21 protein-coding genes are annotated in these 22,226 nt (G+C 72.6%); 14 read left to right on the plus strand and 7 right to left on the minus strand.

Features of this window, described 5'->3' with window-relative positions; genetic code table 11:
* Nucleotides 1-323: 323 nt before the first annotated feature.
* Entirely contained in the window at nucleotides 324-2,096 is a 1,773-nt protein-coding gene (locus tag ACGFQC_RS07150) for a biotin carboxylase N-terminal domain-containing protein (protein WP_363091323.1), read from the plus strand.
* Between the two features lie 349 nt (nucleotides 2,097-2,445).
* On the opposite strand, the gene ACGFQC_RS07155 is transcribed toward ACGFQC_RS07150, so the two are convergent.
* The gene (locus tag ACGFQC_RS07155) at nucleotides 2,446-3,408 is read right to left on the minus strand and encodes a DeoR/GlpR family DNA-binding transcription regulator (RefSeq protein ID WP_363091322.1); all 963 of its coding nucleotides are present in this window, start codon (nucleotides 3,406-3,408) and stop codon (nucleotides 2,446-2,448) included.
* A gap of 189 nt (nucleotides 3,409-3,597) precedes the next feature.
* Entirely contained in the window at nucleotides 3,598-5,046 is a 1,449-nt protein-coding gene (locus ACGFQC_RS07160; protein WP_363091321.1) for an NAD(P)H-quinone dehydrogenase, read from the minus strand.
* 116 nt (nucleotides 5,047-5,162) lie between these two features.
* Here ACGFQC_RS07160 and ACGFQC_RS07165 point away from each other — a divergent pair, with 116 nt between their 5' ends.
* The 3 genes from ACGFQC_RS07165 (at nucleotide 5,163) to ACGFQC_RS07175 (ending at nucleotide 8,414) form a co-directional block, all read left to right on the plus strand.
* Nucleotides 5,163-5,600 (plus strand): gamma-glutamylcyclotransferase, encoded by a 438-nt coding sequence (locus tag ACGFQC_RS07165; protein ID WP_363091320.1) that lies wholly within the window; start codon nucleotides 5,163-5,165, stop codon nucleotides 5,598-5,600.
* A 120-nt stretch (nucleotides 5,601-5,720) separates the two neighbouring features.
* Nucleotides 5,721-6,545: a purine-nucleoside phosphorylase gene (locus ACGFQC_RS07170; RefSeq protein ID WP_363091319.1), complete on the plus strand. Its 825-nt coding sequence runs from the start codon at nucleotides 5,721-5,723 to the stop codon at nucleotides 6,543-6,545.
* A 237-nt stretch (nucleotides 6,546-6,782) separates the two neighbouring features.
* On the plus strand, nucleotides 6,783-8,414 hold the full coding sequence (locus tag ACGFQC_RS07175) for a phospho-sugar mutase (RefSeq protein ID WP_363091338.1): 1,632 nt from the start codon (nucleotides 6,783-6,785) through the stop codon (nucleotides 8,412-8,414).
* Between the two features lie 271 nt (nucleotides 8,415-8,685).
* Here ACGFQC_RS07175 and ACGFQC_RS07180 read toward each other — a convergent pair whose 3' ends face one another.
* Complete coding sequence (locus ACGFQC_RS07180; protein WP_363091318.1) at nucleotides 8,686-9,375, minus strand: PH domain-containing protein; 690 nt, start codon at nucleotides 9,373-9,375, stop codon at nucleotides 8,686-8,688.
* 185 nt (nucleotides 9,376-9,560) lie between these two features.
* On the opposite strand from ACGFQC_RS07180, the gene deoC reads away from it, so the two are divergent.
* The 3 genes from deoC to ACGFQC_RS07195 are packed head-to-tail and all read left to right on the plus strand — an operon-like array spanning nucleotide 9,561 to nucleotide 12,851.
* The gene (gene deoC, locus ACGFQC_RS07185) at nucleotides 9,561-10,529 is read left to right on the plus strand and encodes a deoxyribose-phosphate aldolase (protein ID WP_363091337.1); all 969 of its coding nucleotides are present in this window, start codon (nucleotides 9,561-9,563) and stop codon (nucleotides 10,527-10,529) included.
* A 5-nt stretch (nucleotides 10,530-10,534) separates the two neighbouring features.
* Nucleotides 10,535-11,971 carry an aldehyde dehydrogenase family protein gene (locus ACGFQC_RS07190; RefSeq protein WP_363091317.1) on the plus strand — a complete coding sequence of 479 codons (1,437 nt, stop codon included), beginning with the start codon at nucleotides 10,535-10,537 and terminating at the stop codon, nucleotides 11,969-11,971.
* Nucleotides 11,964-12,851 carry an aldehyde dehydrogenase family protein gene (locus ACGFQC_RS07195; protein WP_363091316.1) on the plus strand — a complete coding sequence of 296 codons (888 nt, stop codon included), beginning with the start codon at nucleotides 11,964-11,966 and terminating at the stop codon, nucleotides 12,849-12,851. The genes ACGFQC_RS07190 and ACGFQC_RS07195 overlap by 8 nt, the downstream gene beginning before the upstream one ends.
* Before the next feature lie 73 nt (nucleotides 12,852-12,924).
* Here ACGFQC_RS07195 and ACGFQC_RS07200 read toward each other — a convergent pair whose 3' ends face one another.
* A complete protein-coding gene (locus tag ACGFQC_RS07200; RefSeq protein ID WP_363091315.1) occupies nucleotides 12,925-13,338 on the minus strand; it encodes a hypothetical protein in 414 nt (137 codons plus the stop codon).
* A gap of 62 nt (nucleotides 13,339-13,400) precedes the next feature.
* On the opposite strand from ACGFQC_RS07200, the gene ACGFQC_RS07205 reads away from it, so the two are divergent.
* Nucleotides 13,401-14,105 carry a uridine kinase gene (locus tag ACGFQC_RS07205; protein ID WP_363091314.1) on the plus strand — a complete coding sequence of 235 codons (705 nt, stop codon included), beginning with the start codon at nucleotides 13,401-13,403 and terminating at the stop codon, nucleotides 14,103-14,105.
* Between the two features lie 281 nt (nucleotides 14,106-14,386).
* On the opposite strand, the gene ACGFQC_RS07210 is transcribed toward ACGFQC_RS07205, so the two are convergent.
* Nucleotides 14,387-15,181 (minus strand): SigE family RNA polymerase sigma factor, encoded by a 795-nt coding sequence (locus tag ACGFQC_RS07210; protein ID WP_363091313.1) that lies wholly within the window; start codon nucleotides 15,179-15,181, stop codon nucleotides 14,387-14,389.
* A gap of 683 nt (nucleotides 15,182-15,864) precedes the next feature.
* Between ACGFQC_RS07210 and afsQ1 the strand changes: the two genes are divergently transcribed.
* The 5 genes from afsQ1 (at nucleotide 15,865) to ACGFQC_RS07235 (ending at nucleotide 19,616) form a co-directional block, all read left to right on the plus strand.
* Nucleotides 15,865-16,542 carry a two-component system response regulator AfsQ1 gene (gene afsQ1, locus ACGFQC_RS07215; protein ID WP_363091312.1) on the plus strand — a complete coding sequence of 226 codons (678 nt, stop codon included), beginning with the start codon at nucleotides 15,865-15,867 and terminating at the stop codon, nucleotides 16,540-16,542.
* The gene (locus tag ACGFQC_RS07220) at nucleotides 16,539-18,095 is read left to right on the plus strand and encodes a HAMP domain-containing sensor histidine kinase (protein WP_363091311.1); all 1,557 of its coding nucleotides are present in this window, start codon (nucleotides 16,539-16,541) and stop codon (nucleotides 18,093-18,095) included. The genes afsQ1 and ACGFQC_RS07220 overlap by 4 nt, the downstream gene beginning before the upstream one ends.
* Nucleotides 18,092-18,700, plus strand: coding sequence for a hypothetical protein (locus ACGFQC_RS07225; RefSeq protein ID WP_363091310.1), 609 nt, complete (start codon nucleotides 18,092-18,094; stop codon nucleotides 18,698-18,700). Before ACGFQC_RS07220 ends, ACGFQC_RS07225 begins: the two co-directional genes overlap by 4 nt.
* Nucleotides 18,701-18,767: 67 nt before the next feature.
* Nucleotides 18,768-19,316, plus strand: a complete 549-nt coding sequence (locus tag ACGFQC_RS07230; protein WP_363091309.1) for a VanZ family protein — start codon at nucleotides 18,768-18,770, stop codon at nucleotides 19,314-19,316.
* A gap of 96 nt (nucleotides 19,317-19,412) precedes the next feature.
* Nucleotides 19,413-19,616: a PspC domain-containing protein gene (locus tag ACGFQC_RS07235; protein ID WP_363091308.1), complete on the plus strand. Its 204-nt coding sequence runs from the start codon at nucleotides 19,413-19,415 to the stop codon at nucleotides 19,614-19,616.
* Nucleotides 19,617-19,683: 67 nt separating this feature from the next.
* Here ACGFQC_RS07235 and ACGFQC_RS07240 read toward each other — a convergent pair whose 3' ends face one another.
* Together ACGFQC_RS07240 and ACGFQC_RS07245 are read right to left on the minus strand one after the other, a co-directional pair.
* Nucleotides 19,684-20,037 carry an ATP-binding protein gene (locus ACGFQC_RS07240; protein WP_363091307.1) on the minus strand — a complete coding sequence of 118 codons (354 nt, stop codon included), beginning with the start codon at nucleotides 20,035-20,037 and terminating at the stop codon, nucleotides 19,684-19,686.
* A 133-nt stretch (nucleotides 20,038-20,170) separates the two neighbouring features.
* Nucleotides 20,171-21,334 (minus strand): adenosine deaminase, encoded by a 1,164-nt coding sequence (locus tag ACGFQC_RS07245; protein ID WP_363091306.1) that lies wholly within the window; start codon nucleotides 21,332-21,334, stop codon nucleotides 20,171-20,173.
* Nucleotides 21,335-21,447: 113 nt separating this feature from the next.
* Between ACGFQC_RS07245 and ACGFQC_RS07250 the strand changes: the two genes are divergently transcribed.
* Nucleotides 21,448-22,209: an alpha/beta hydrolase gene (locus ACGFQC_RS07250; RefSeq protein WP_363091305.1), complete on the plus strand. Its 762-nt coding sequence runs from the start codon at nucleotides 21,448-21,450 to the stop codon at nucleotides 22,207-22,209.
* Nucleotides 22,210-22,226 lie beyond the last annotated feature (17 nt).

Consider the following 22,226-nt stretch of genomic DNA (forward strand, 5'->3'; position numbering starts at 1 on the left):
GTAGCGTTCGAGACGTCACGAACGCTACTAACGGGTAAACCAAGGGACAAGGGTCCTGCCCGCGGCAAAGAATCATTGGGCCATTCGTAGGGACTCCACAAAGAAACGGAGTGGGCCGCAGCACGTGCTCACAGAGACCTTGGCCACAGTGGAGGGCTAGGGTTTCCGGAAGGAGTGCTGCGTACGGCGGTACTGCAAGGGATTTCGCAATCGAGTGAGCCTGACATCACGCTCCGTGTGGGCAAGCTCACCATCGAGGACGGGTCGATGAGTCGTGTCGGCAGTCCCTAAACTCGGCTTGTTTCAAGGAGGGAGCCTCAATCGTGCGCAAGGTGCTCATCGCCAACCGTGGCGAAATCGCAGTCCGCGTGGCCCGGGCCTGCCGGGATGCCGGTATCGCAAGCGTCGCCGTGTATGCCGAACCGGACCGGGACGCTCTGCATGTCCGCGCCGCGGATGAGGCGTTCGCCCTGGGCGGTGACACTCCCGGCACCAGCTACCTCGACATCGAGAAGGTGCTGAACGCCGCCCGCGAGTCCGAGGCGGACGCGATCCATCCCGGCTACGGGTTCCTCTCGGAGAACGCCGAGTTCGCCCAGGCCGTCCTGGACGCGGGCCTGATCTGGATCGGCCCGCCGCCGCAGGCCATCCGCGACCTCGGCGACAAGGTCGCCGCCCGGCACATCGCCCAGCGCGCCGGCGCGCCGCTGGTGGCGGGCACGCCGGACCCGGTGTCGGGCGCCGAGGAGGTCGTCGCCTTCGCCGAGAAGCACGGCCTGCCCATCGCGATCAAGGCCGCCTTCGGCGGCGGCGGACGCGGCCTCAAGGTCGCCCGCACCCTCGAAGAGGTCCCCGAGCTGTACGACTCGGCGGTCCGCGAGGCCGTCGCCGCCTTCGGCCGGGGCGAGTGCTTCGTCGAGCGCTACCTCGACAACCCCCGGCACGTCGAGACCCAGTGCCTCGCCGACACCCACGGCAACGTCGTCGTCGTCTCCACCCGTGACTGCTCCCTCCAGCGCCGGCACCAGAAGCTGGTCGAGGAGGCCCCGGCGCCGTTCCTGTCCGACGAGCAGATCGCCGAGCTGTACTCCTCCTCCAAGGCCATCCTCAAGGAGGCCGGCTACGTCGGCGCCGGCACCGTGGAGTTCCTCGTCGGCATGGACGGCACGATCTCCTTCCTGGAGGTCAACACCCGTCTCCAGGTGGAGCACCCGGTCACCGAGGAGGTCGCCGGCATCGACCTGGTGCGCGAGATGTTCCGCATCGCCGACGGCGAGGAACTCGGCTACGACGACCCGGCGCTGCGCGGCCACTCCTTCGAGTTCCGCATCAACGGCGAGGACCCGGGCCGCAACTTCCTGCCCGCCCCCGGCACCGTCACCACCTTCGACGCCCCTTCGGGGCCGGGTGTGCGGCTCGACGCGGGCGTGGAGTCCGGCTCGGTCATCGGCCCGGCCTGGGACTCCCTGCTGGCCAAGCTGATCGTCACCGGCCGCACCCGCAAGGAGGCCCTCCAGCGGGCCGCCCGCGCCCTGGAGGAGTTCCAGGTCGAGGGCATGGCCACGGCCATCCCCTTCCACCGCGCGGTGGTGAAGGACCCGGCGTTCGCCCCCGAACTCACCGGCTCCGACGCCCCCTTCACGGTCCACACCCGCTGGATCGAGACGGAGTTCGTCAACGACATCAAGCCCTTCGCGGCCCCCGCGGACACCGAGGCCGACGAGGACGCGGGCCGCGAGACGGTCGTCGTCGAGGTCGGCGGCAAGCGCCTGGAGGTCTCCCTCCCGGTCTCGCTCGGCATGTCCCTGGCCCGCACGGGCCTCGCGGCGGGCGCCAAGCCCAAGCGGCGCGCGGCGAAGAAGTCCGGCCCCGTCGCCTCCGGCGACACCCTCGCCTCCCCGATGCAGGGCACCATCGTCAAGATCGCGGTCGAGGAGGGCCAGGAGGTCAAGGAGGGCGACCTGATCGTCGTCCTGGAGGCCATGAAGATGGAACAGCCCCTGAACGCCCACCGTTCCGGCACCGTCAAGGGTCTCGCCGCGGAGGTCGGTGCCTCGATCACCTCGGGCGCCCCCATCTGCGAGATCAAGGACTGACCCGACCGGTCCGACCCCGTTCCCCGCGCCCACGGAAGAGGGCGCGGGGTTCCGTCGTCGCACACCCCCGCCGGTCGGCCGACGGCCCCTGGAATTCGCCCCCGGGGACGCGGGACCGTGTCGCACAGCGGCTCCGTCGCGCGGGCACGCCCCCACCGGCAGGACACGGCAACCGGTCGACCCGCGACACCCCCGCCCGCCCAGGGACGCGGGACCCTACCCATAGTGGCTCCGCCACAGAGGCCCATAGCGGCTCCGCCGCAGAGGCGCGACCGGCCACGACGGACCGCCACCCGCCCACGCACCTCACCACCCCCGGCGACAAGGCGCACCGGCCGACCGCCGGAGGCTATCGCCGCCGCATGTCCGCGACCCGCGCCCGCTCGGCCCCCGGCGCCTGCTCACCCAGTACCGCGGCCGCCCGCAGAGCCGTCGCGGCGCCTTGCATCTGCCCCCGCCGGGGAGCCGGCAACGGTACGTCCCGACGCTGCTGCCGCCGCGCCGGGACCGTCTCACCCCCCGGACTCCCCGCCGACCCCGCCACGGCGATCTGCACCCCCTGGTCGGCGAGGGCCTGGAGTTCGGTGCCGGCCCGGTCCTCGTGCGCCGGGGGCTCGTCGGTCACCAGGCGGGTGATGACGTCCGTCGGCACCGTCTGGAACATGGTGTCGGTGCCGAGCTTGGTGTGGTCGGCGAGCACGACGACCTCGGCGGCGGCCTGGACCAGGGCCCGGTCGACCGACGCCGACAGCATGTTGGAGGTGGACAGACCGCGCTCGGCGGTCAGGCCGCTCCCGGACAGGAAGGCCTTGGAGACCCGCAGTCCCTGGAGGGACTGCTCGGCTCCGCTGCCCACGAGGGCGTAGTTGGAGCCGCGCAGGGTACCGCCGGTCATCACGACCTCCACGCGGTTGGCGTGCGCCAGCGCCTGGGCCACCAGCAGGGAGTTGGTGACGACGGTGAGTCCGGGGACCCGGGCGAGCCGACGGGCCAGCTCCTGGGTGGTGGTTCCCGCCCCGACCACGATGGCCTCGCCCTCCTCGACGAAGGTGGCGGCGAGGTCGGCGATGGCGGTCTTCTCGGCGGTCGCGAGATGGGATTTCTGCGGAAAGCCGGACTCGCGGGTGAAACCGCCCGGCAGTACCGCACCGCCGTGCCGGCGGTCGAGGAGTCCTTCTGCCTCCAGTGCGCGCACGTCCCGCCGTACGGTCACTTCGGAGGTCTGGACGACGCGGGCGAGTTCACGGAGCGACACGGCTCCGTTGGCTCGCACCATTTCGAGGATCAATTGGCGACGTTCTGCAGCGAACACGAAACTGACAGTAACGCGGGCGACCGTCTGCTTTCAGCTCTTTGCGCCGAATAGCGGAAGTTGTTCGCAGAGCGGCACACGAAGTGGTATACAGCCCCGCCCATACCTCCCGCGCCACCCGCACGCACCCCAACGTCCCGTGAACTCCCCGCGAACAGCGGGGAGTTGACACCGGCCGCCGGATCGGCGCTACGCGTCGCTGCCCGTCTTCCGGGTGTGCAACTGCCGTGCCACTTCCGCGATCGAGCCCGAAAGGGACGGGTACACCGTGAAGGCGTTCGCGATCTGCTCGACCGTCAGATTGTTGTCGACGGCGATCGAGATGGGGTGGATGAGCTCGGAGGCGCGCGGTGCCACGACGACACCGCCGACGACGATCTCCGTGCCCGGACGGCAGAAGATCTTGACGAAGCCGTCGCGGATGCCCTGCATCTTGGCGCGCGGGTTGCGCAGCAGCGGCAGCTTCACCACGCGGGCGTCGATCCTGCCGGCGTCGACGTCGGCCTGGGAGTAGCCGACGGTGGCGATCTCGGGGTCGGTGAAGACGTTCGAGGAGACGGTCTTGAGGTTGAGCGGGGCCACCGCGTCGCCGAGGAAGTGGTACATGGCGATGCGGCCCTGCATGGCGGCGACGGAGGCGAGCGCGAAGACGCCGGTCACGTCGCCCGCGGCGTACACGCCGGGGGCGGTGGTGCGGGAGACCCGGTCCGTCCAGATGTGGCCGGACTCGCGGACCCTGACGCCGGCCTCCTCCAGGCCGAGGCCCTCGCTGTTGGGGACGGCGCCGACGGCCATCAGGCAGTGCGAGCCGGTGATGACCCGGCCGTCGGCGAGGGTGACCTCGACGCGGTCGCCGACGCGCTTGGCGGACTGGGCGCGCGAGCGGGCCATGACGTTCATGCCGCGGCGGCGGAAGACGTCCTCCAGGACGGCGGCGGCGTCCGGGTCCTCGCCGGGCAGCACGCGGTCGCGGGAGGACACGAGGGTGACCTTGGAGCCGAGGGCCTGGTAGGCGCCCGCGAACTCGGCGCCGGTGACACCGGAGCCGACCACGATGAGTTCCTCGGGCAGTTCGCGCAGGTCGTAGACCTGGGTCCAGTTGAGGATGCGCTCGCCGTCGGGCTGGGCGTCGGGCAGTTCGCGGGGGTGGCCGCCGGTGGCGAGGAGGACGGCGTCGGCGGTGAGGGTCTCCTCGGTGCCGTCGGCCGCGGTGACGACGACCTGGCGGGAGCCGTCGAGGGCCTGCATGCCCCGGAGCCGGCCTCGGCCGCGCAGGACGCGGGCGCCGGCCCGGGTGACGGAGGCGGTGATGTCGTGGGACTGGGCGAGCGCGAGCCGTTTGACACGCCGGTTGACCTTGTCGAGGTCGACGCCGACCACCCGGGCCGACCGCTCCAGCGGCGGGGTGTCGTCGGCGACGATGATGCCCAGCTCCTGGTGGGAGGAGTCGAAGGTGGTCATCACCTCGGCCGTGGCGATCAGGGTCTTCGACGGCACGCAGTCGGTCAGCACCGACGCCCCGCCCAGACCGTCGCAGTCGACGACGGTCACCTCCGCGCCGAGCTGGGCGGCCACCAGGGCCGCCTCGTATCCGCCGGGTCCGCCACCGATGATCACGATCCGAGTCACGTACTCCATTGTCCCGCACGGGCGGGGGTGCTACTTCCCCGGGGGGCCGGGGGAGGTACGTCCGTTGCCGGAGGGGCTCCGGACGACGGCCGTGACGTGCGGACCGGCTGACGTAGTCTCGTCGCATGTCGCTCTACGCCGCGTACGCCGGCAACCTCGACTCGCGGCTGATGTCCCGGCGCGCTCCGCACTCGCCGTTGCGCGCCACCGGCTGGCTGAACGGGTGGCGGCTGACCTTCGGGGGCGAGCAGCTGGGCTGGGAGGGCGCGCTCGCGACGATCGTGGAGGATCCCCTCTCCCAGGTCTTCGTCGCGCTGTACGACCTGGCGCCGCCGGACGAGGAGTCGCTCGACCGGTGGGAGGGCGTGGGCCTCGGCATCTACCGCCGGATGCGGGTGCGGGTGCACACCCTGGACGGCGAGGAACAGGGCTGGGTGTACGTCCTGAACGGCTACGAGGGCGGACTGCCCTCCGCCCGCTACCTGGGCGAGGTGGCCGACGCGGCGGAGTCGGCGGGGGCACCGCACGACTACGTGATGGAGCTGCGCAAGCGCCCCTGCTGAGGTCCCGGCCCCTTTCGCCCCCCCTTCCCGCCGTCCTCGTCGGAAACGACAAGACAACGATCGCCATCCCGTGGGCTCTGTCATCTACGCGCGTAGGCCCGGACCGGCTACCCTCATCGCGTGAACGCATCTCTTCTCCCGGACGACATCCAGGGCGACCCCCACACCGCCGCCGACGCCGCAGCCGCGCGCCTGCGCGAACTGACGGGCGCCGAGACCCACGACGTCGCCCTCGTGATGGGCTCCGGCTGGGCGCCGGCCGTGGACGCCCTGGGCGCCCCCGACGCCGAGTTCCAGGTCACCGAGCTGCCCGGTTTCCCGCCGCCGGCGGTCGAGGGCCACGGCGGCAAGATCCGCTCGTACCGGATCGGCGAGAAGCGCGCCCTGGTGTTCCTGGGCCGCACGCACTACTACGAGGGCCGCGGGGTGGCCGCCGTCGCCCACGGCGTCCGTACGGCGGTGGCGGCCGGCAGCAAGACGATCGTGCTGACCAACGGCTGCGGCGGTCTCCGCGAGGGCATGCGGCCCGGTCAGCCCGTGCTGATCAGCGACCACATCAACCTCACGGCGACGTCCCCGATCGTCGGCGCGAACTTCGTCGACCTGACGGACCTGTACTCGCCGCGGCTGCGGGCGCTGTGCAAGGAGATCGACGACACGCTGGAGGAGGGCGTCTACGCCCAGTTCCCCGGCCCGCACTACGAGACGCCGGCGGAGATCCGGATGGCCCGGGTGATCGGGGCGGACCTCGTCGGCATGTCGACGGTGCTGGAGGCCATCGCGGCGCGCGAGGCCGGCGCCGAGGTGCTGGGCATCTCCCTGGTGACCAACCTCGCCGCGGGGATGACCGGCGAGCCGCTGAACCACGAGGAGGTCCTCCAGGCCGGCCGCGACTCCGCGACCCGCATGGGAGCCCTGCTGACCCGGGTCCTCGACCGGCTGTAGGGGACGCAGGCCCCCTCGGCCTTCCCCTCCCCCCGTCCGCCCGGTGAGCTGGAGAGCGCCGTCCGACTTCTCGGCCCGTCCGGCGCCCGAGGAGGGGGCCGTTCAGGCCGAAGCGGGGCCCGGGGCGGCAGCCCCCGGGGACGACGGGGGTCCCCCGCTCGGACGAAGCCGGGAGCGGGGGAGGGAAGCGTCGGCGGGGGCGAGACAACTCACGTACGACTCGAGAGGTTGACCACCGTGCACGACGACCTGATCGCTCGCGCCCGCACCTGGCTCGCCGAGGACCCCGACCCCGAGACCCGCGAGGAACTCGCGGCCCTCCTCGACGCCGGGGACCACGCCGGACTCACCGCCCGCTTCGCCGGCACCCTCCAGTTCGGCACCGCCGGCCTGCGGGGCGAACTCGGCGCGGGCCCCCTGCGCATGAACCGCGCCGTCGTCATCCGCGCCGCCGCCGGCCTCGCCGCGTACCTCCGCAAGCAGGGCGGCCACGACGGCCTCGTCGTCATCGGCTACGACGCCCGCCACAAGTCGGAGGCGTTCGCCCGCGACACCGCCGCCGTGATGACCGGCGCGGGCCTGCGCGCGGCCGTCCTGCCCCGCCCGCTGCCGACGCCGGTCCTGGCCTACGCCATAAGGCACCTGGGCGCGGTCGCCGGCGTGGAGGTCACCGCCAGCCACAACCCGCCCCGCGACAACGGCTACAAGGTCTACCTGGGCGACGGTTCGCAGATCGTCCCGCCCGCCGACGCGGAGATCGCCGCCGAGATCGACGCGATCCGCTCCCTGGCCGACGTGCCCCGTCCGGACGGCGGTTGGGAGGTCCTGGACGACTCCGTGCTCGACGCCTACCTGGCCCGCACGGACGCCGTCCTCGCCACCGGCTCGCCCCGCACCGCGCGCACCGTCTACACGGCGATGCACGGCGTGGGCAAGGACGTCCTGCTGGCGGCCTTCGCCCGGGCGGGGTTCCCCGAGCCGGTCCTGGTCGCCGAGCAGGCCGAGCCGGACCCGGAGTTCCCGACCGTCGCGTTCCCCAACCCGGAGGAGCCCGGCGCGATGGACCTCGCGTTCGCGAAGGCCCGCGAGACCGCCCCCGACCTGGTCATCGCCAACGACCCGGACGCCGACCGCTGTGCCGTGGCCGTCAAGGACGGCGACCGGTGGCGGATGCTGCGCGGCGACGAGGTCGGCGCCCTGCTCGCCGCGCACCTGGTGAGCCGTGGGGCGCGCGGCACGTTCGCCGAGTCGATCGTCTCCTCCTCCCTCCTCGGCCGGATCGCCGAGAAGGCCGGCCTGCCGTACGAGGAGACCCTCACCGGCTTCAAGTGGATCGCCCGCGTCGAGGGCCTGCGCTACGGCTACGAGGAGGCCCTCGGCTACTGCGTCGACCCCGACGGCGTACGCGACAAGGACGGCATCACCGCCGCGCTCCTCGTCACCGAGCTGGCGTCCGAGCTGAAGGAACGCGGGCGCACGCTGCTCGACCTGCTCGACGACCTCGCCGTGGAGCACGGGCTGCACGCCACCGACCAGCTGTCGGTGCGGGTGGAGGACCTGACGGTCATCGCCCGTGCGATGGAGCGGCTGCGCGAGAAGCCCCCGACCGAGCTGGCCGGGCTGGCGATCACCCGCGCCGAGGACCTCACCCTGGGCACGGACCGGCTGCCGCCCACCGACGGGCTGCGCTACACGCTCGACGGGGCCCGCGTGATCGTACGGCCCAGCGGCACCGAGCCGAAGCTGAAGTGCTACCTGGAGGTCGTGGTGCCGGTCGGCTCGCCCGACGGCCTCCCGGCGGCACGCGCCCGCGCGAGCGAGCTGCTCGCGGCCGTGAAGCGGGACCTGTCGGCGGCGGCCGGCATCTGAACCGCGGGGAGGGGTGCCGCCGGGCCGGCGGCACCCCGACCGGCGGGTCCGAGCCGTGGCGAGGAGACGCCGCCACGCCGTGACACCCCCACCCGCGGCTGAGCCGTAGGCCGGCAGCACCCCCGACCGGCGGGTCCGAGCCGTGGCGGCAATCCGGCGCGCAAGCCCACGCGCCCTCCGTCGTCCTCCTGCCGGACGGGCCCCGTGTCCTTCGCCGGCCGTCCGCCGGACAGGCCCCCGCGTCCCCCTCAGTCCCGCCGAGGGCCCGAGGTCATCCCGCGGCCAGCAGGATCGCCAGCAGCAGCGCCCCCGTGGCGGCCGGGCCCACGATCTCCCAGGCCCAGCGCACGGTGACCTCGCCCTGCGCGGACTCCGCCTCCTGCCGCGTCTCCCACAGTTCGCGCAGCTCGTCCATGGCCTGGTCGGACGGGGCGCGCGCGGGCCCTTCGGGGACGTCCGGGCCCGGGCGCGAGGACAGCGCGCCGCCGAAGCCGCCGCTCCCGCGGTGCGGCCGCCCCTCGCGGCCGGTGGCCCGGCCCGCGGCGAGGCGGTCCCGCTGCCGGGCGGCCCGCTTGCGGGCCCGCAGCGAGACCGGGATCGACCAGAGCTGGAACTTCTGCCCGGAGTCGGCGACGACCTCGTTGGAGTACCCCGACCGCAGCGAGGCGACCCGCCCCCAGGGCAGCACGACCACGCGGAACGGGTTGCGCACCCGCAGCCGGTCCCCGTCGGCGAACACGGCCGGCCGCAGGGTGAAGGCGGAGACCAGCGGCACCAGCAGGATCAGCGCGGCGAGCGCCAGCCACGGTGTCCGGCCCTCCCCGGCGAAGATCGCGTCCACGCAGAGCCAGCCGGCCAGGCCGAGCAGCAGCGCCCCGCCGGCCATCCCCGCGGACGACCGGTACACCCGGTCGCCGGCCCCGGTCCCCGGCACAGACCCCTGCTCATCCGAACTCGTCATGCCCCCGATTCTGCACGACCCGCCGAACCGCCTCCCCCGACGCCCCCGCCCGACGGCGTACCCCGGCCGACGGGCCCGGCGCGGGCCGGCCCGCGCGGCCCCGCGCCCGCCCGCCCCGCCCCGCCCCCGGAGCCTCCCGAGGGCTGTACACCCGCTACGCGCGTAGATATGCTCGTCTGGTGACCATGCCCACCAACGCACCCGCACCCACCGCGGCACCCCCCCTCCCGGACATCACCTCGTCCGACGCCACGCTGCGCCGTTTCCTCCACGGGCTCCCCGGCGTCGACGCGGTCGGCCTGGAGGCGCGCGCCGCGGCCCTCGGCACCCGTTCCATCAAGACGACCGCGAAGGCGTACGCCATCGACCTCGCCATCTCGATGGTCGACCTGACGACGCTGGAAGGCGCGGACACCCCGGGCAAGGTCCGGGCGCTCGGCGCGAAGGCGGTCCACCCCGACCCGACCGACCGTACGGCCCCCTCGACCGCCGCGGTCTGCGTGTACCCGGACATGGTCGCCACCGCGAAGGCCGCCGTCGCCGGCTCGTCCGTCAAGGTCGCCTCCGTCGCCACCGCCTTCCCGGCGGGCCGCGCCGCCCTCGGCGTGAAGCTGGCGGACGTCCGCGACGCCGTCGAGGCGGGCGCCGACGAGATCGACATGGTCATCGACCGCGGCGCGTTCCTCGCGGGCAGGTACCTGAAGGTGTACGACGAGATCACCGCCGTGAAGGAGGCCTGCGGCACGAGCGCCCGCCTGAAGGTCATCTTCGAGACGGGCGAGCTGTCGACGTACGACAACATCCGCCGCGCCAGCTGGCTCGGCATGCTCGCCGGGGCGGACTTCATCAAGACGTCCACCGGCAAGGTCGCGGTGAACGCGACGCCCGCGAACACCCTCCTGATGCTGGAGGCCGTCCGCGACTTCCGCGCGCAGACCGGCGTGCAGGTCGGCGTGAAGCCGGCCGGCGGCATCCGCACCACCAAGGACGCCGTCAAGTTCCTGGTCCTGGTCAACGAGACCGTGGGCGAGGGCTGGCTGGACAACCACTGGTTCCGCTTCGGCGCCTCCTCGCTGCTGAACGACCTGCTGATGCAGCGTCAGAAGCTGGCCACCGGCCGCTACTCCGGCCCCGACTACGTGACGGTGGACTGATCACCATGGCTTCTCTGTTCGAGTACGCACCGGCGCCCGAGTCCCGCTCGGTCGTCGACATCGCGCCCTCCTACGGCCTGTTCGTCGACGGCGAGTTCACCGAGGCCGCCGACGGCAAGGTCTTCAAGACGGTGTCCCCGTCGACCGAGGAGGTCCTGTCCGAGGTCGCGCGGGCCGGCGCCGAGGACGTCGACCGCGCCGTGCGGGCGGCCCGCAAGGCGTTCGAGAAGTGGTCGGCGCTGCCCGGTTCGGAGCGCGCGAAGTACCTGTTCCGCATCGCCCGGATCATCCAGGAGCGCAGCCGCGAACTGGCCGTCCTGGAGACGCTGGACAACGGCAAGCCGATCAAGGAGACCCGCGACGCCGACCTCCCCCTGGTCGCCGCGCACTTCTTCTACTACGCGGGCTGGGCCGACAAGCTGGACCACGCCGGGTTCGGTGCGAACCCGCGCCCGCTGGGCGTCGCGGGCCAGGTCATCCCGTGGAACTTCCCGCTGCTGATGCTGGCGTGGAAGATCGCCCCGGCGCTCGCGACCGGCAACACGGTCGTCCTGAAGCCGGCCGAGACCACCCCCCTGTCGGCGCTGTTCTTCGCGGACATCTGCCGCCAGGCGGGCCTGCCCAGGGGCGTCGTCAACATCCTCCCGGGCTACGGCGACGCGGGCGCGGCTCTGGTCGCCCACCCGGACGTGGACAAGGTGGCCTTCACCGGTTCCACGGCGGTCGGCAAGGAGATCGCGCGGACCGTCGCGGGCACCCGCAAGAAGCTCACGCTCGAACTGGGCGGCAAGGGCGCCAACATCGTCTTCGACGACGCACCCGTGGACCAGGCCGTCGAGGGCATCGTCAGCGGCATCTTCTTCAACCAGGGCCAGGTCTGCTGCGCGGGTTCGCGCCTGCTGGTCCAGGAGTCGATCCACGACGAGCTGCTGGACTCCCTCAAGCGCAGGCTCGCCACCCTGCGCCTGGGCGACCCGCTGGACAAGAACACCGACATCGGCGCGATCAACTCCGCCGAGCAGCTCGCGCGCATCACCTCGCTGGTGGAGCGCGGCGAGGCGGAGGGCGCGGAGCGCTGGTCCCCGGAGTGCGAACTGCCCACCTCCGGCTTCTGGTTCGCCCCGACGCTGTTCACGAACGTCACGCAGGCGCACACGGTGGCCCGCGACGAGATCTTCGGTCCGGTCCTGTCGGTCCTCACCTTCCGCACCCCGGACGAGGCCGTCGCCAAGGCCAACAACACGCCGTACGGCCTGTCGGCGGGCATCTGGTCGGAGAAGGGCTCCCGCATCCTCGCGGTCGCGAGCAGGCTCCGGGCCGGTGTCGTCTGGTCCAACACGTTCAACAAGTTCGACCCGACCTCGCCGTTCGGCGGCTACAAGGAGTCGGGCTTCGGCCGCGAGGGCGGCCGCCACGGCCTGGAGGCGTACCTCGATGTCTGACCGTTTGAGCGTCTTCAAGACCTACAAGCTGTACGTCGGCGGGAAGTTCCCGCGTTCCGAGAGCGGCCGGGTGTACGAGGTGTCGGACTCGAAGGGCAAGTGGCTGGCGAACGCGCCGCTCTCCTCCCGCAAGGACGCCCGTGACGCGGTCGTGGCCGCGCGCAAGGCGTTCGGCGCGTGGTCCGGCGCGACGGCCTACAACCGGGGCCAGGTCCTCTACCGGGTCGCCGAGATGCTGGAGGGCCGCAAGAGCCAGTTCGTGCACGAGGTCGCCGACGCGGAGGGCCTGTCGAAGTCGAAGGCCGCCGAACAGGTCGAGGCCACGATCGACCGCTGGGTCTGGTACGCGGGCTGGACCGACAAGATCGCCCAGGTCCTGGGCGGCGGCAACCCGGTGGCGGGCCCGTACTTCAACCTGTCGTCCCCGGAGCCGACGGGCGTGGTCGCGGTCCTCGCCCCGCAGGAGTCGTCGTTCCTGGGCCTGGTCTCGGTGGTGGCCCCGGTCATCGCCACGGGCAACACGGCGGTCGTGATCGCGAGCGAGCGGTCCCCGCTCCCGGCCCTGTCCCTGGGCGAGGTCCTGGCCACCTCCGACCTGCCCGGCGGCGTCGTCAACGTCCTCTCGGGCCGTATGGCGGAGATCGCGGCGCCCCTCGCGGCGCACCAGGACGTCAACGCGATCGACCTGGCCGGCGCCGACGACGTGCTGGCGAGGGAGCTGGAGGTCGCGGCGGCCGACAACCTCAAGCGCGTCCTGCGTCCACAGCCTGTGGACGACTGGCGGGCGACGCCCGGCACCGACCGCATGACGGCGTTCCTGGAGACGAAGACGGTCTGGCACCCGACGGGTTCGCTGGGCGCGTCGGGCTCGTCGTACTGAGCCGTCTCGAGACGCCGGAGGGCCGCGCCCTCTCCCCGCCCGGGGAGGCCGCGGCCCTCTCCGCACGCGCGGGCTACGACCGGCCGCCCAGCAGCCCCGTCACCTGCCCGAGCACCGGGACGGAACCGATCGACGGCGCCTGCGCCACCGGCCCCGTCAGGGCCTGCGAGGTGAGCGGCCGGAAGTCGCCGAGCTGGGTGCCGACGCCGTTGTCGAGCGGGTCGACGCCGGTGCCCGCGAGCGGGTTGGGCTTGAGGTCGGCGAGCGGGCCGGTGACGTAGCCGACCGTGCCGGTCAGCGCCCGCAGGCCGGCCTGCGGGTCCACGTCGCCGAGCGAGGTCGGGCGGGTGTGCAGTGCGCCCGTCAGCGTCCCCGCCTCGTCCGCGGATGCCGTCGTCGCGCCCGCTCCCAGCGCCACTCCGACGGTCGCGAGGGCGATCAGGGCGCGCTGGGCGGTGGGGCTGTGGGGGGAGGCGTGTCGGGCCATCGGTGATGCCACCTTCTAGTGCACTGGGTAATCCGGTCGACACGTAGGGTAGTTGTGGTGTGATGCGCGCTGCAAAGCCGACCCGCGGGGTCGTGACCGCCCCGGCCGATGCCTCACACTGGTGTCCCGTGAGTCCCCATCCGCCCGTACCCACGCGAGTCGTGCTGCTCTGCGGCCCTTCCGGCTCCGGCAAGTCCCTCCTCGCGGCCCGCTCCGGCCTCCCGGTGCTGCGCCTCGACGACTTCTACAAGGAGGGCGACGATCCGACGCTGCCGCTGGTCGCGGGAAGCTCCGACATCGACTGGGACGACCCCGGTTCCTGGGACGCGGACACGGCCGTCGCCGCCATCGTCGACCTGTGCCGCACGGGGCGTACCGAGGTGCCCGTGTACGACATCTCGCTGAGCGCCCGCACCGGCACGGAGAGCGTCGGGATCGGACGGACCCCGCTGTTCCTCGCGGAGGGCATCTTCGCCGCCGAGATCGTCGACCGCTGCCGTGAACTGGGCGTGCTGGCCGACGCGCTGTGCCTGAGCCGCGGCCCGGTGAAGACGTTCCGCCGCCGTTTCCTGCGGGATCTGCGGGAGGGCCGCAAGTCCGTGCCGTTCCTGCTGCGCCGCGGCTGGCGCCTGATGCGCGCCGAACGCTCCATCGTGGCCCGCCAGAGGGCGCTCGGCGCCCACGCCTGCGACCGCGACGAGGCGATGGGCCGCCTGGCGTCCGCGGCGGCCGGCCACCGCTCCCCGGCGGCCCGTACGGCGGCGTAGACCGCCCGCGGGGCGCGGGGAGGACGGGGACACCCGCCCCATGACGCGGGAAAGCGGGACTGGACGGACCCCCCGGCCCTCCAGCCCCGCTCCCCCTCCGTGCTCCCCCGTGTCCCCCCGGTGGTGCTCCCCCGTACACGTGCGCGGTACCGCTCGTTCCCCACGTCCCCCGTCGGGCCCCCCGGTACCGCTTCCCCCGTTCCCCCGTTCCCCCGTTCCCCCGTTCCCCCGTTCCCCCGTTCCCCGGCTTCCGTGACCGGAAGCCGGATCCCCCGTTCGCCTCAGGCGACCAACTCGCCGAAGGCGTCTTCCTCGTCACGGCCGAAGCTGAGGACCTCGTCCTCCCGCAGCCGGCGGAGCGACCGCCAGATGCTGGACTTCACCGTGCCGACACTGATGCCGAGGATGCCCGCGATCTCCGGGTCGGTGCGGCCCTCGTAGTACCGCAGGACCAGCATCGTCCGCTGGAGTTCGGGCAGCCGGGCCAGCGCCTGCCACAGGACCGTGCGCAGTTCGGTGCCGCGCATCGCGTCCGTGTCGCCGGCCGTCTCCGGCAGTTCCTCGGTCGGGTACTCGTTCAGCTTGCGGCGGCGCCACGCGCTGATGTGCAGGTTGGTCATGGTCCGCCGGAGGTATCCGCCGACGGCCGCCTTGTCACTGATCCGGTCCCACGCCCGGTAGGTCGAGAACAGCGCGCTCTGGAGCAGGTCCTCGGCCTCGAAGCGGTCACCGGTGAGGTGGTAGGCGGTGGCGTACAGGGAGGCGCGGCGCTCCTGGACGTAGGCGGTGAACTCCGCCTCGGTCAGCGAGCGACGCTCCCCCGTGTCCTCCCTGTACGCGGCTCCCCCGGCCGTACCCGTGGCGGCTGCCGCCGCGGGCGTCTCCCCCGTGTTCGCGTCGACCACCGTCATGAACCCGGTGTGCTGACGCCCGGCGCCGCGGGCGCACCCCCGCCCCCCGCGCTCGAAACCGGCGCGGGAGGCACCCCCGTCGGCACCGGACCTCTCCGAACCCCGGTTCACGTCGTGCAGGCGCGTGATCACTGCGCTGGTGTTCAGGCCGTGCAGCGTGTTCATCTCGCGCCCCCCGTCGTGGACTTGCGGTGATTCGGTCTGTCGTTCCGGGCTCGGCGTCCTGCTTCCCTGCCCGTGCCGAGAAGCTTGCCGACGCCACTTCATCGCCGTGTCCGTCGACTGTCACAGACCTGTCACAGGGGCCCGTCACAGCGACACCACAGAGCCCGCACAGGTGTTGCCGGTAGTCGTGTGGTGCGACTTCGTTCAGGCGGGCGCGGAAATGTCTGCAGGGGAACGCCTGCGGGGGAATGCCCGCGGGGGGTGCGAGCGGCCGGGCGGCGAGGGCCGGCCGGTGCTCCGCGGCCCGGCCGGACACCTCGGTCCGCACGCGTGCGGACCTGTCCGCGCACGCGCGGCGCTCCGCCCGTTCGGCGTCTTCGACCATCGAAGCGCCCGCCCGGGTCCGCGCACGCGCGGCGCTCCGGCACCGCGTCCGACCTGTGACACCTCCGGCCGCCCTCGGTCCGCGCACGCGCGGCGGGCTGCCCGAAACTGTTCGAACAAGCAGGTCCGCGGGCCTCCGGCGGTACGGGTGCCGGCCCCGTCCCGGCCCCCGTACCGGCGCTCGCGGGGTGCCCCGCGAGCCGCCGCACGCCGCGCGCGGAGCGGAAACCGCGCACCTGCGGCACCCGAGCCCGGACCACGGGTCGAACGACAGCCCCTCCATGGGCCAGAATGAGCCCGTGCCTTCCCTGTTGCTGATCGAGGACGACGACGCCATCCGTACGGCCCTGGAGCTCTCACTGACGCGCCAGGGACACCGGGTGGCGACCGCTGCGAGCGGTGAGGACGGTCTGAGGCTGCTGCGCGAGCAGCGGCCGGACCTGATCGTGCTGGACGTGATGCTGCCCGGCATCGACGGGTTCGAGGTGTGCCGCCGTATCCGGCGCACCGACCAGCTGCCGATCATTCTGCTCACCGCGCGCAACGACGACATCGACGTGGTGGTGGGACTGGAGTCCGGCGCCGACGACTACGTCGTCAAACCGGTGCAGGGGCGGGTCCTCGACGCCCGGATCCGGGCCGTGCTGCGGCGCGGGGAGCGCGAGTCGAACGACGCCGCGAGCTTCGGCAGCCTCGTCATCGACCGTGCGGCGATGACGGTGACGAAGAACGGCGAGGACCTCCAGCTCACCCCGACCGAGCTGCGGCTGCTGCTGGAGCTGAGCCGGCGCCCCGGACAGGCACTGTCCCGGCAGCAGTTGCTGCGGCTGGTCTGGGAGCACGACTACCTGGGCGACTCACGGCTGGTGGACGCGTGTGTCCAGCGTCTGCGCGCCAAGGTCGAGGACGTCCCGTCCTCCCCCACGCTCATCCGCACCGTGCGCGGAGTCGGCTACCGCCTGGACGCCCCTCAGTGACACGAGCGCGAGGGGGGGTCCGCGGCTGGTCCGCGGGGCGCAAGGGACATCTTTCACGGCTGCGGTTCACCAGTCTGCGGCTGCGGCTCGTCATGGTCTTCGGGGCGGTGGCACTGACCGCCGCGGTGTCCGCTTCGGGCATCGCGTACTGGCTCAACCGCGAGGCCGTGCTCACGCGCACCCAGGGCGCGGTGCTGCGGGACTTCGAGCAGGAGATGCAGAACCGGGCGGGCTCGCTGCCCGAGCACCCGTCGCAGGACGAACTCCAGCACACCGCCGGGCAGATGGCCAACAGCAGCCAGCGATTCAGCGTGCTGCTCGTCGGCGAGGACGCCACCGGCACGACCGTGTACGGCAACTCCGGGGGCCTGAACGGCTTCTCCCTGGAGGCCGTGCCCGAGTCGCTGCGCGCGGCCGTCAACAAGGAGCAGGACGCCTCCTCCGGTGACAAGTCGCCGTACCACCTTTACTGGCAGCGGGTGGTCGACCACGGCACGCCGTACCTGGTGGCCGGCACGAAGGTGATCGGCGGCGGCCCGACCGGCTACATGCGCAAGTCGCTCGAGCCGGAGGCCAAGGACCTCAACTCCCTCGCCTGGTCGCTGGGGATCGCCACCGGTCTCGCGCTGATCGGCGCGGCGCTGCTCGCGCAGGCCGCCGCCACGACCGTGCTGAAGCCGGTGCACCGCCTCGGGGTGGCCGCCCGGCGCCTCGGCGAGGGCAAGCTGGACACCCGGCTGCAGGTGTCGGGCACGGACGAACTGGCCGATCTGTCGCGCACCTTCAACAGAACGGCCGAGGCCCTGGAGAAGCGGGTGGCGGACATGGCGGCCCGCGACGACGCGTCCCGCCGCTTCGTCGCGGACATGAGCCACGAACTGCGCACCCCGCTCACCGCGATCACCGCCGTCACGGAGGTGCTGGAAGAGGAACTGGACGCGGAGTCCGGCAGCATCGACCCGATGATCGAACCGGCGGTCCGCCTCGTCGTCAGCGAGACCCGGCGCCTCGGTGACCTGGTCGAGAACCTGATGGAGGTCACCCGCTTCGACGCCGGAACGGCCCGCCTGGTCCTGGACGACGTCGACGTCGCCGACCAGATCACCCACTGCATCGACGCACGCGCCTGGCTCGACGCGGTGGAGCTGGACTCCGGGCGCGGCGTCCACGCCCGCCTCGACCCGCGCCGTCTGGACGTGATCATGGCCAACCTGATCGGCAACGCACTCAAGCACGGCGGCTCGCCGGTACGCGTCTCGATCCGGGAGTCGGAGGACGAGGTCGTCATCGCCGTCCAGGACCACGGCCCCGGCATCCCCGAGGACGTCCTCCCGCACGTCTTCGACCGCTTCTACAAGGCGAGCGCCTCCCGCCCCCGCTCCGAGGGCAGCGGCCTGGGCCTGTCCATCGCCCTGGAGAACGCCCACATCCACGGCGGCAGGATCACTGCCGCCAACTCCCCCGACGGCGGCGCGGTGTTCACCCTGCACCTGCCGCGGGACGCTTCGGAACTGGCGGAACAGTCCGAGAAGGACAAGGGGGACGCCTCGTGAAGAGGGGCCGTGTACGCCGTCTGCTCGCCCTCCCCCTGCTCGCCGGGCTGCTCGCCGGCTGCGGGATCCGGGCCACGGAGGTGCCGACCGACTTCGGCCCGGCACCGTCACGGGTGCGCTGCTCCCTCGCCGAGCCCGAGGTGACGACCCCCGCGAGGGGCGTACCGGTCCAGGTGTTCCTCCTGTGCGGCTCGTCCCTGGTGGCCGTGGACCGCGCCCTGCGGGTGCCCGACGGTACGACGGACTCCGGACGCCGGGTCCTGGTGGCCCAGGGCCTCCTGGACGAGCTGGCCGAGTCGCCGTCCGCCGCCGAGAAGGAGGCCGGCTACAGCACGGACGTGCGCGGCGGGACGAAGGTGAGCGGTCCGGCTCCCGGGGACCCCGACGACACCCTGCGCCTGGGCACCTCCCCCGGCGCCCTCACGTCGTACGCCCTGGCCCAGCTGGTGTGCACCTTCTCCGATTCGGCGGCGGCGGAGGGCGACGGCTCGGTGGTGCTGGGCGGCCCCGCGCCGGAACGCCCCCGCCGCTACGAGTGCACCGACGAGGTCCGCTCCCGCCCCGGCTCGGCGGAACCCCCGTCGACGGAGGCCGCGAACAACTGACGCCGGACGGCGTGACGCCCCCCGCCACCCCGGAACCGATCCTGCCGCCTTCCGCGTCTAGGGGAACGTGCAGCGTCAAGGCATCGGCGGCAGCGCCGTGATCCGCATCCGTGCGGCCGGGAGTGTCCTCCTGGTCGTACATCTCCTGTTCGTAGCCTGGCTCACGCTGCGCCCACTGGACGTGCCCTGGGTGATGCCGACCAACCTGCATCCCTTCGCGGGCATCCGGGCGGACCTGAGGCTGGGCCGGTCCGAGGCGGCCCGCCGCATCGGTGAGGACCTGGCCCTGCTGGCTCCCCTCGGCGTCCTCCTCCCACTGGCGCACGGCAGGCTGGCCGTCTCCCCGCTGGCCTCCCTGGTCCGCACGGTCACGGCGGGCACCCTGCTGTCCCTGGCGGTCGCCCTGCTCCAGACGGGCGTGCCCGGCCGCGTGGTCGACGTCGACTCGGTGCTGCTGAACGCGACGGGCGTGGCGCTGGCCCACGTGACGCTGGTCCCGGCGGCCCGGTCCCGGCTGCGTCGGCGCGGTGCGCGGCGGGGGCCGTACGGCGCGGGCCCGGAGGAGCCGGCTCAGGGTCTGACCCCGACGATTCCCAGGGTCGGGATCGCCCCGTAGAGCGACGTTTCATCCGCTTCGTCTTCGTAGCGTTGTGTTCACCGGGGGCGGCCGACCAGGACCCGCCCCGGCCCGACGCTCACGAAGGAGCCGCAGATGTCCAGCAGCCTCGCCCGCCCCACCCACGGCCGCATGATCGGCGGAGTGTGCGCCGCGCTGGCCCGCCGCTTCGGTACGTCCGCCACGACCATGCGCGTGATCTTCCTGCTCTCCTGCCTCCTGCCGGGCCCGCAGTTCCTGCTCTACATAGCGCTGTGGATCTTCCTTCCCTCCGAGGACGAAGCCCGCACGGCCTGGTGAGCCCACACGGCGTCGGGGCGCACCCGGGAGACCGGATGCGCCCCTACGGCGTGCGGGCGGGGCCGGTTCAGCCCAGCGGGATCCCGTTCACCGGCAGGCCGTGCGTGGGCAGGCCCTGGAGCGGCAGACCGCCGAGCAGACCCGCCACGGGGGCGGTGGGACCTTGGGCGAGGAGCTGCTGGGCGACGGGCTGGGCGGCGGTCAGGCCCGCACCCAGCGCCGGCTGGGCCTGCGTCAGCGCGTCCCCGGCGACCGGCAGGGCCTGGGCGACGTTCTCCGCCGGCAGCGTCCTGGTGACACCGTCCAGGGCCTGGGCGGCGTCCGGGACGGCCGGCGCGGCGTTGGCGGCGCCCGCACCGGCGGCGGCGAAGGCGGCGCCGAGGGCGGCGGCGCCGAGGGTCTTGACAGCAGACTGCTTCATGATGAATGCGTCCTCGAATACGGGGAAATGAGCGGTCCATGACCGTAGACACGGGATACCGGTCACCGCAAACGTCGAAATGCGGACGGATCGTGAAGGCCCGTCCGCACGAAAAGCCCGGGGAAACGGAATGTCAGCCCTCTTCACCGGAAGAACCGCTGGTGGATGCGGTCTGCCGGAACAGCCATTCGGACTTCAGTTCTGCGTAACCGGGCTTGATCACGTCATTGATCATGGCCAGCCGTTCATCGAAAGGAATGAATGCTGACTTCATAGCATTGACGGAGAACCACTGGAGATCATCGAGCGTATAACCGAACGCGTCGACAAGGTGCTCGAATTCCAGGCTCATGCTGGTGCCGGACATCAGCCGGTTGTCGGTGTTCACCGTGGCCCGGAAGTGCAGCCGCCGCAGCAGCCCGATCGGGTGCTCGGCGTACGAGGCGGCGGCCCCGGTCTGGAGGTTGGAACTGGGGCACAGCTCCAGCGGGATGCGCTTGTCGCGGACGTACGAGGCGAGCCGTCCGAGCTTCACCGAGCCGTCCCCGGCGATCTCGATGTCGTCGATGATGCGGACGCCGTGCCCGAGCCGGTCCGCGCCGCACCACTGGAGGGCCTGCCAGATCGACGGCAGCCCGAAGGCCTCGCCGGCGTGGATGGTGAAGTGGTTGTTCTCGCGCTTGAGGTACTCGAAGGCGTCGAGGTGCCGGGTGGGCGGGTAGCCCGCCTCCGCGCCGGCGATGTCGAAGCCGACGACGCCCCGGTCGCGGTAGCGGTTGGCGAGTTCGGCGATCTCCAGCGCGCGGGCGGCGTGCCGCATCGCGGTGAGCAGGGCGCCGACGCGGATCCGGTGGCCGTTCTCGCGGGCGAGCCGCTCGCCGTCCCGGAAGCCCTCGTCGACGGCCTCGACGACCTCTTCGAGGGTGAGGCCGCTGTCGAGGTGCTGCTCGGGCGCGTAGCGCACCTCGGCGTAGACGACGCCGTCCTCGGCGAGGTCCTCGGCGCACTCACGGGCGACCCGGACCAGCGCCTCGCGGGTCTGCATGACGGCGACGGTGTGGGAGAAGGTCTCCAAGTACCGTTCCAGCGAACCGGAGTCGGCGGCCTCCCGGAACCAGATGCCGAGCTTGTCGGGTTCGGTCTCGGGCAGACGGGTGTACCCGGCGTCCCGGGCGAGGTCGACGACGGTCCCGGGTCGCAGCCCGCCGTCGAGATGGTCGTGCAGCAGAACCTTGGGCGCCCGGCGGATCTGCTCCGGGCTGGGAGCGGCGCCCCTCTCGATGCTCTGGCTCGTCATTTCCGCACTCTAACTCCTACGCGCGTAGACCGCCCGGCGGGCGACTCGGTCGATACGCAACGGTGACCGCACGGCCGGGTGGAGTACACCGACGCTTCTGACACTGTTCTGTCATGGGACAGCAAGCGACGCCGCTTCGGTCGGCCAGCCTGGGGAGGGTCATCGGTCCGGAGCCGCGGACGGTGAGCGGGGCGGTACTGCTGCTCCCCGGCGGTGAGGAGGTCTCCGGCCGCAGACCATCGCCCCTGTGGCCGACCGCCTCCGTCCGCGCCCTCGGGCGCAAACTCGCCCGCGCCGGACGGGAGGAGGGCCTGGCCGTGCACGTCGTGCGGTACCGCTACCGCGGCTGGAACGGCAGCGAGGCCCATCTGGCCGCCGACGCCTCCTGGGCAGCCGACGAGACCGTACGGCGCTACGGGGACGTCCCCGTGTGTCTGGCCGGCGTCGACATGGGCGGGCGGGCGGCGCTGCGCGCGGCCGGCCACGAGGCCGTCAACTCCGTGCTGGCCGTCGCTCCCTGGCTGCCCGAGGAGGACGTGGCGGTACCACCCGAACCGGTGAAGCAGCTGGCGGGGCGGCGGGTGCTGATCGTGCACGGCACCAACGACGAACGGACCGATCCGGAGCTGTCGTTCCGGCTGGCGGCGCGGGCGAAGAAGGCGAACCGGGACGTGTGCCGGTTCGAAGTGCACTCGGACGGACACGGCCTGCATCAGCACCGCGCCGAAGTGCTGTGCCTGTGCGAGGACTTCGTGATGGGGGCGTTGTTCGGGAAGGGTTTCTCCCGGCCCGTCGAGGACGCGTTCGCCGCCCCGCCGCCGCTGGGGCTCCGGATGCCGCTGGCCTCGGGGTTCGGGCGGTCGTTGCGGCGTTAGGCGACGGGGATCCCGGT

Origin of the sequence: Streptomyces sp. NPDC048734, from assembly GCF_043198675.1 — a bacterium.
Lineage (GTDB): Bacteria > Actinomycetota > Actinomycetes > Streptomycetales > Streptomycetaceae > Streptomyces.

What these genes read in the sequence shown, in the direction of transcription:
- ACGFQC_RS07180 (WP_363091318.1), bottom strand. Translation starts at nt 9,375, where the DNA reads ATGACGAGTTCGGATGAGCAGGGGTCTGTGCCGGGGACCGGGGCCGGC.
- ACGFQC_RS07160 (WP_363091321.1), bottom strand. Translation starts at nt 5,046, where the DNA reads ATGGAGTACGTGACTCGGATCGTGATCATCGGTGGCGGACCCGGCGGA.
- ACGFQC_RS07190 (WP_363091317.1), top strand. Translation starts at nt 10,535, where the DNA reads ATGGCTTCTCTGTTCGAGTACGCACCGGCGCCCGAGTCCCGCTCGGTC.
- ACGFQC_RS07250 (WP_363091305.1), top strand. Translation starts at nt 21,448, where the DNA reads ATGGGACAGCAAGCGACGCCGCTTCGGTCGGCCAGCCTGGGGAGGGTC.
- ACGFQC_RS07240 (WP_363091307.1), bottom strand. Translation starts at nt 20,037, where the DNA reads ATGAAGCAGTCTGCTGTCAAGACCCTCGGCGCCGCCGCCCTCGGCGCC.
- ACGFQC_RS07235 (WP_363091308.1), top strand. Translation starts at nt 19,413, where the DNA reads ATGTCCAGCAGCCTCGCCCGCCCCACCCACGGCCGCATGATCGGCGGA.
- ACGFQC_RS07205 (WP_363091314.1), top strand. Translation starts at nt 13,401, where the DNA reads ATGCGCGCTGCAAAGCCGACCCGCGGGGTCGTGACCGCCCCGGCCGAT.
- deoC (WP_363091337.1), top strand. Translation starts at nt 9,561, where the DNA reads ATGCCCACCAACGCACCCGCACCCACCGCGGCACCCCCCCTCCCGGAC.
- ACGFQC_RS07200 (WP_363091315.1), bottom strand. Translation starts at nt 13,338, where the DNA reads ATGGCCCGACACGCCTCCCCCCACAGCCCCACCGCCCAGCGCGCCCTG.
- ACGFQC_RS07195 (WP_363091316.1), top strand. Translation starts at nt 11,964, where the DNA reads ATGTCTGACCGTTTGAGCGTCTTCAAGACCTACAAGCTGTACGTCGGC.
- ACGFQC_RS07210 (WP_363091313.1), bottom strand. Translation starts at nt 15,181, where the DNA reads ATGAACACGCTGCACGGCCTGAACACCAGCGCAGTGATCACGCGCCTG.
- ACGFQC_RS07245 (WP_363091306.1), bottom strand. Translation starts at nt 21,334, where the DNA reads ATGACGAGCCAGAGCATCGAGAGGGGCGCCGCTCCCAGCCCGGAGCAG.
- ACGFQC_RS07165 (WP_363091320.1), top strand. Translation starts at nt 5,163, where the DNA reads ATGTCGCTCTACGCCGCGTACGCCGGCAACCTCGACTCGCGGCTGATG.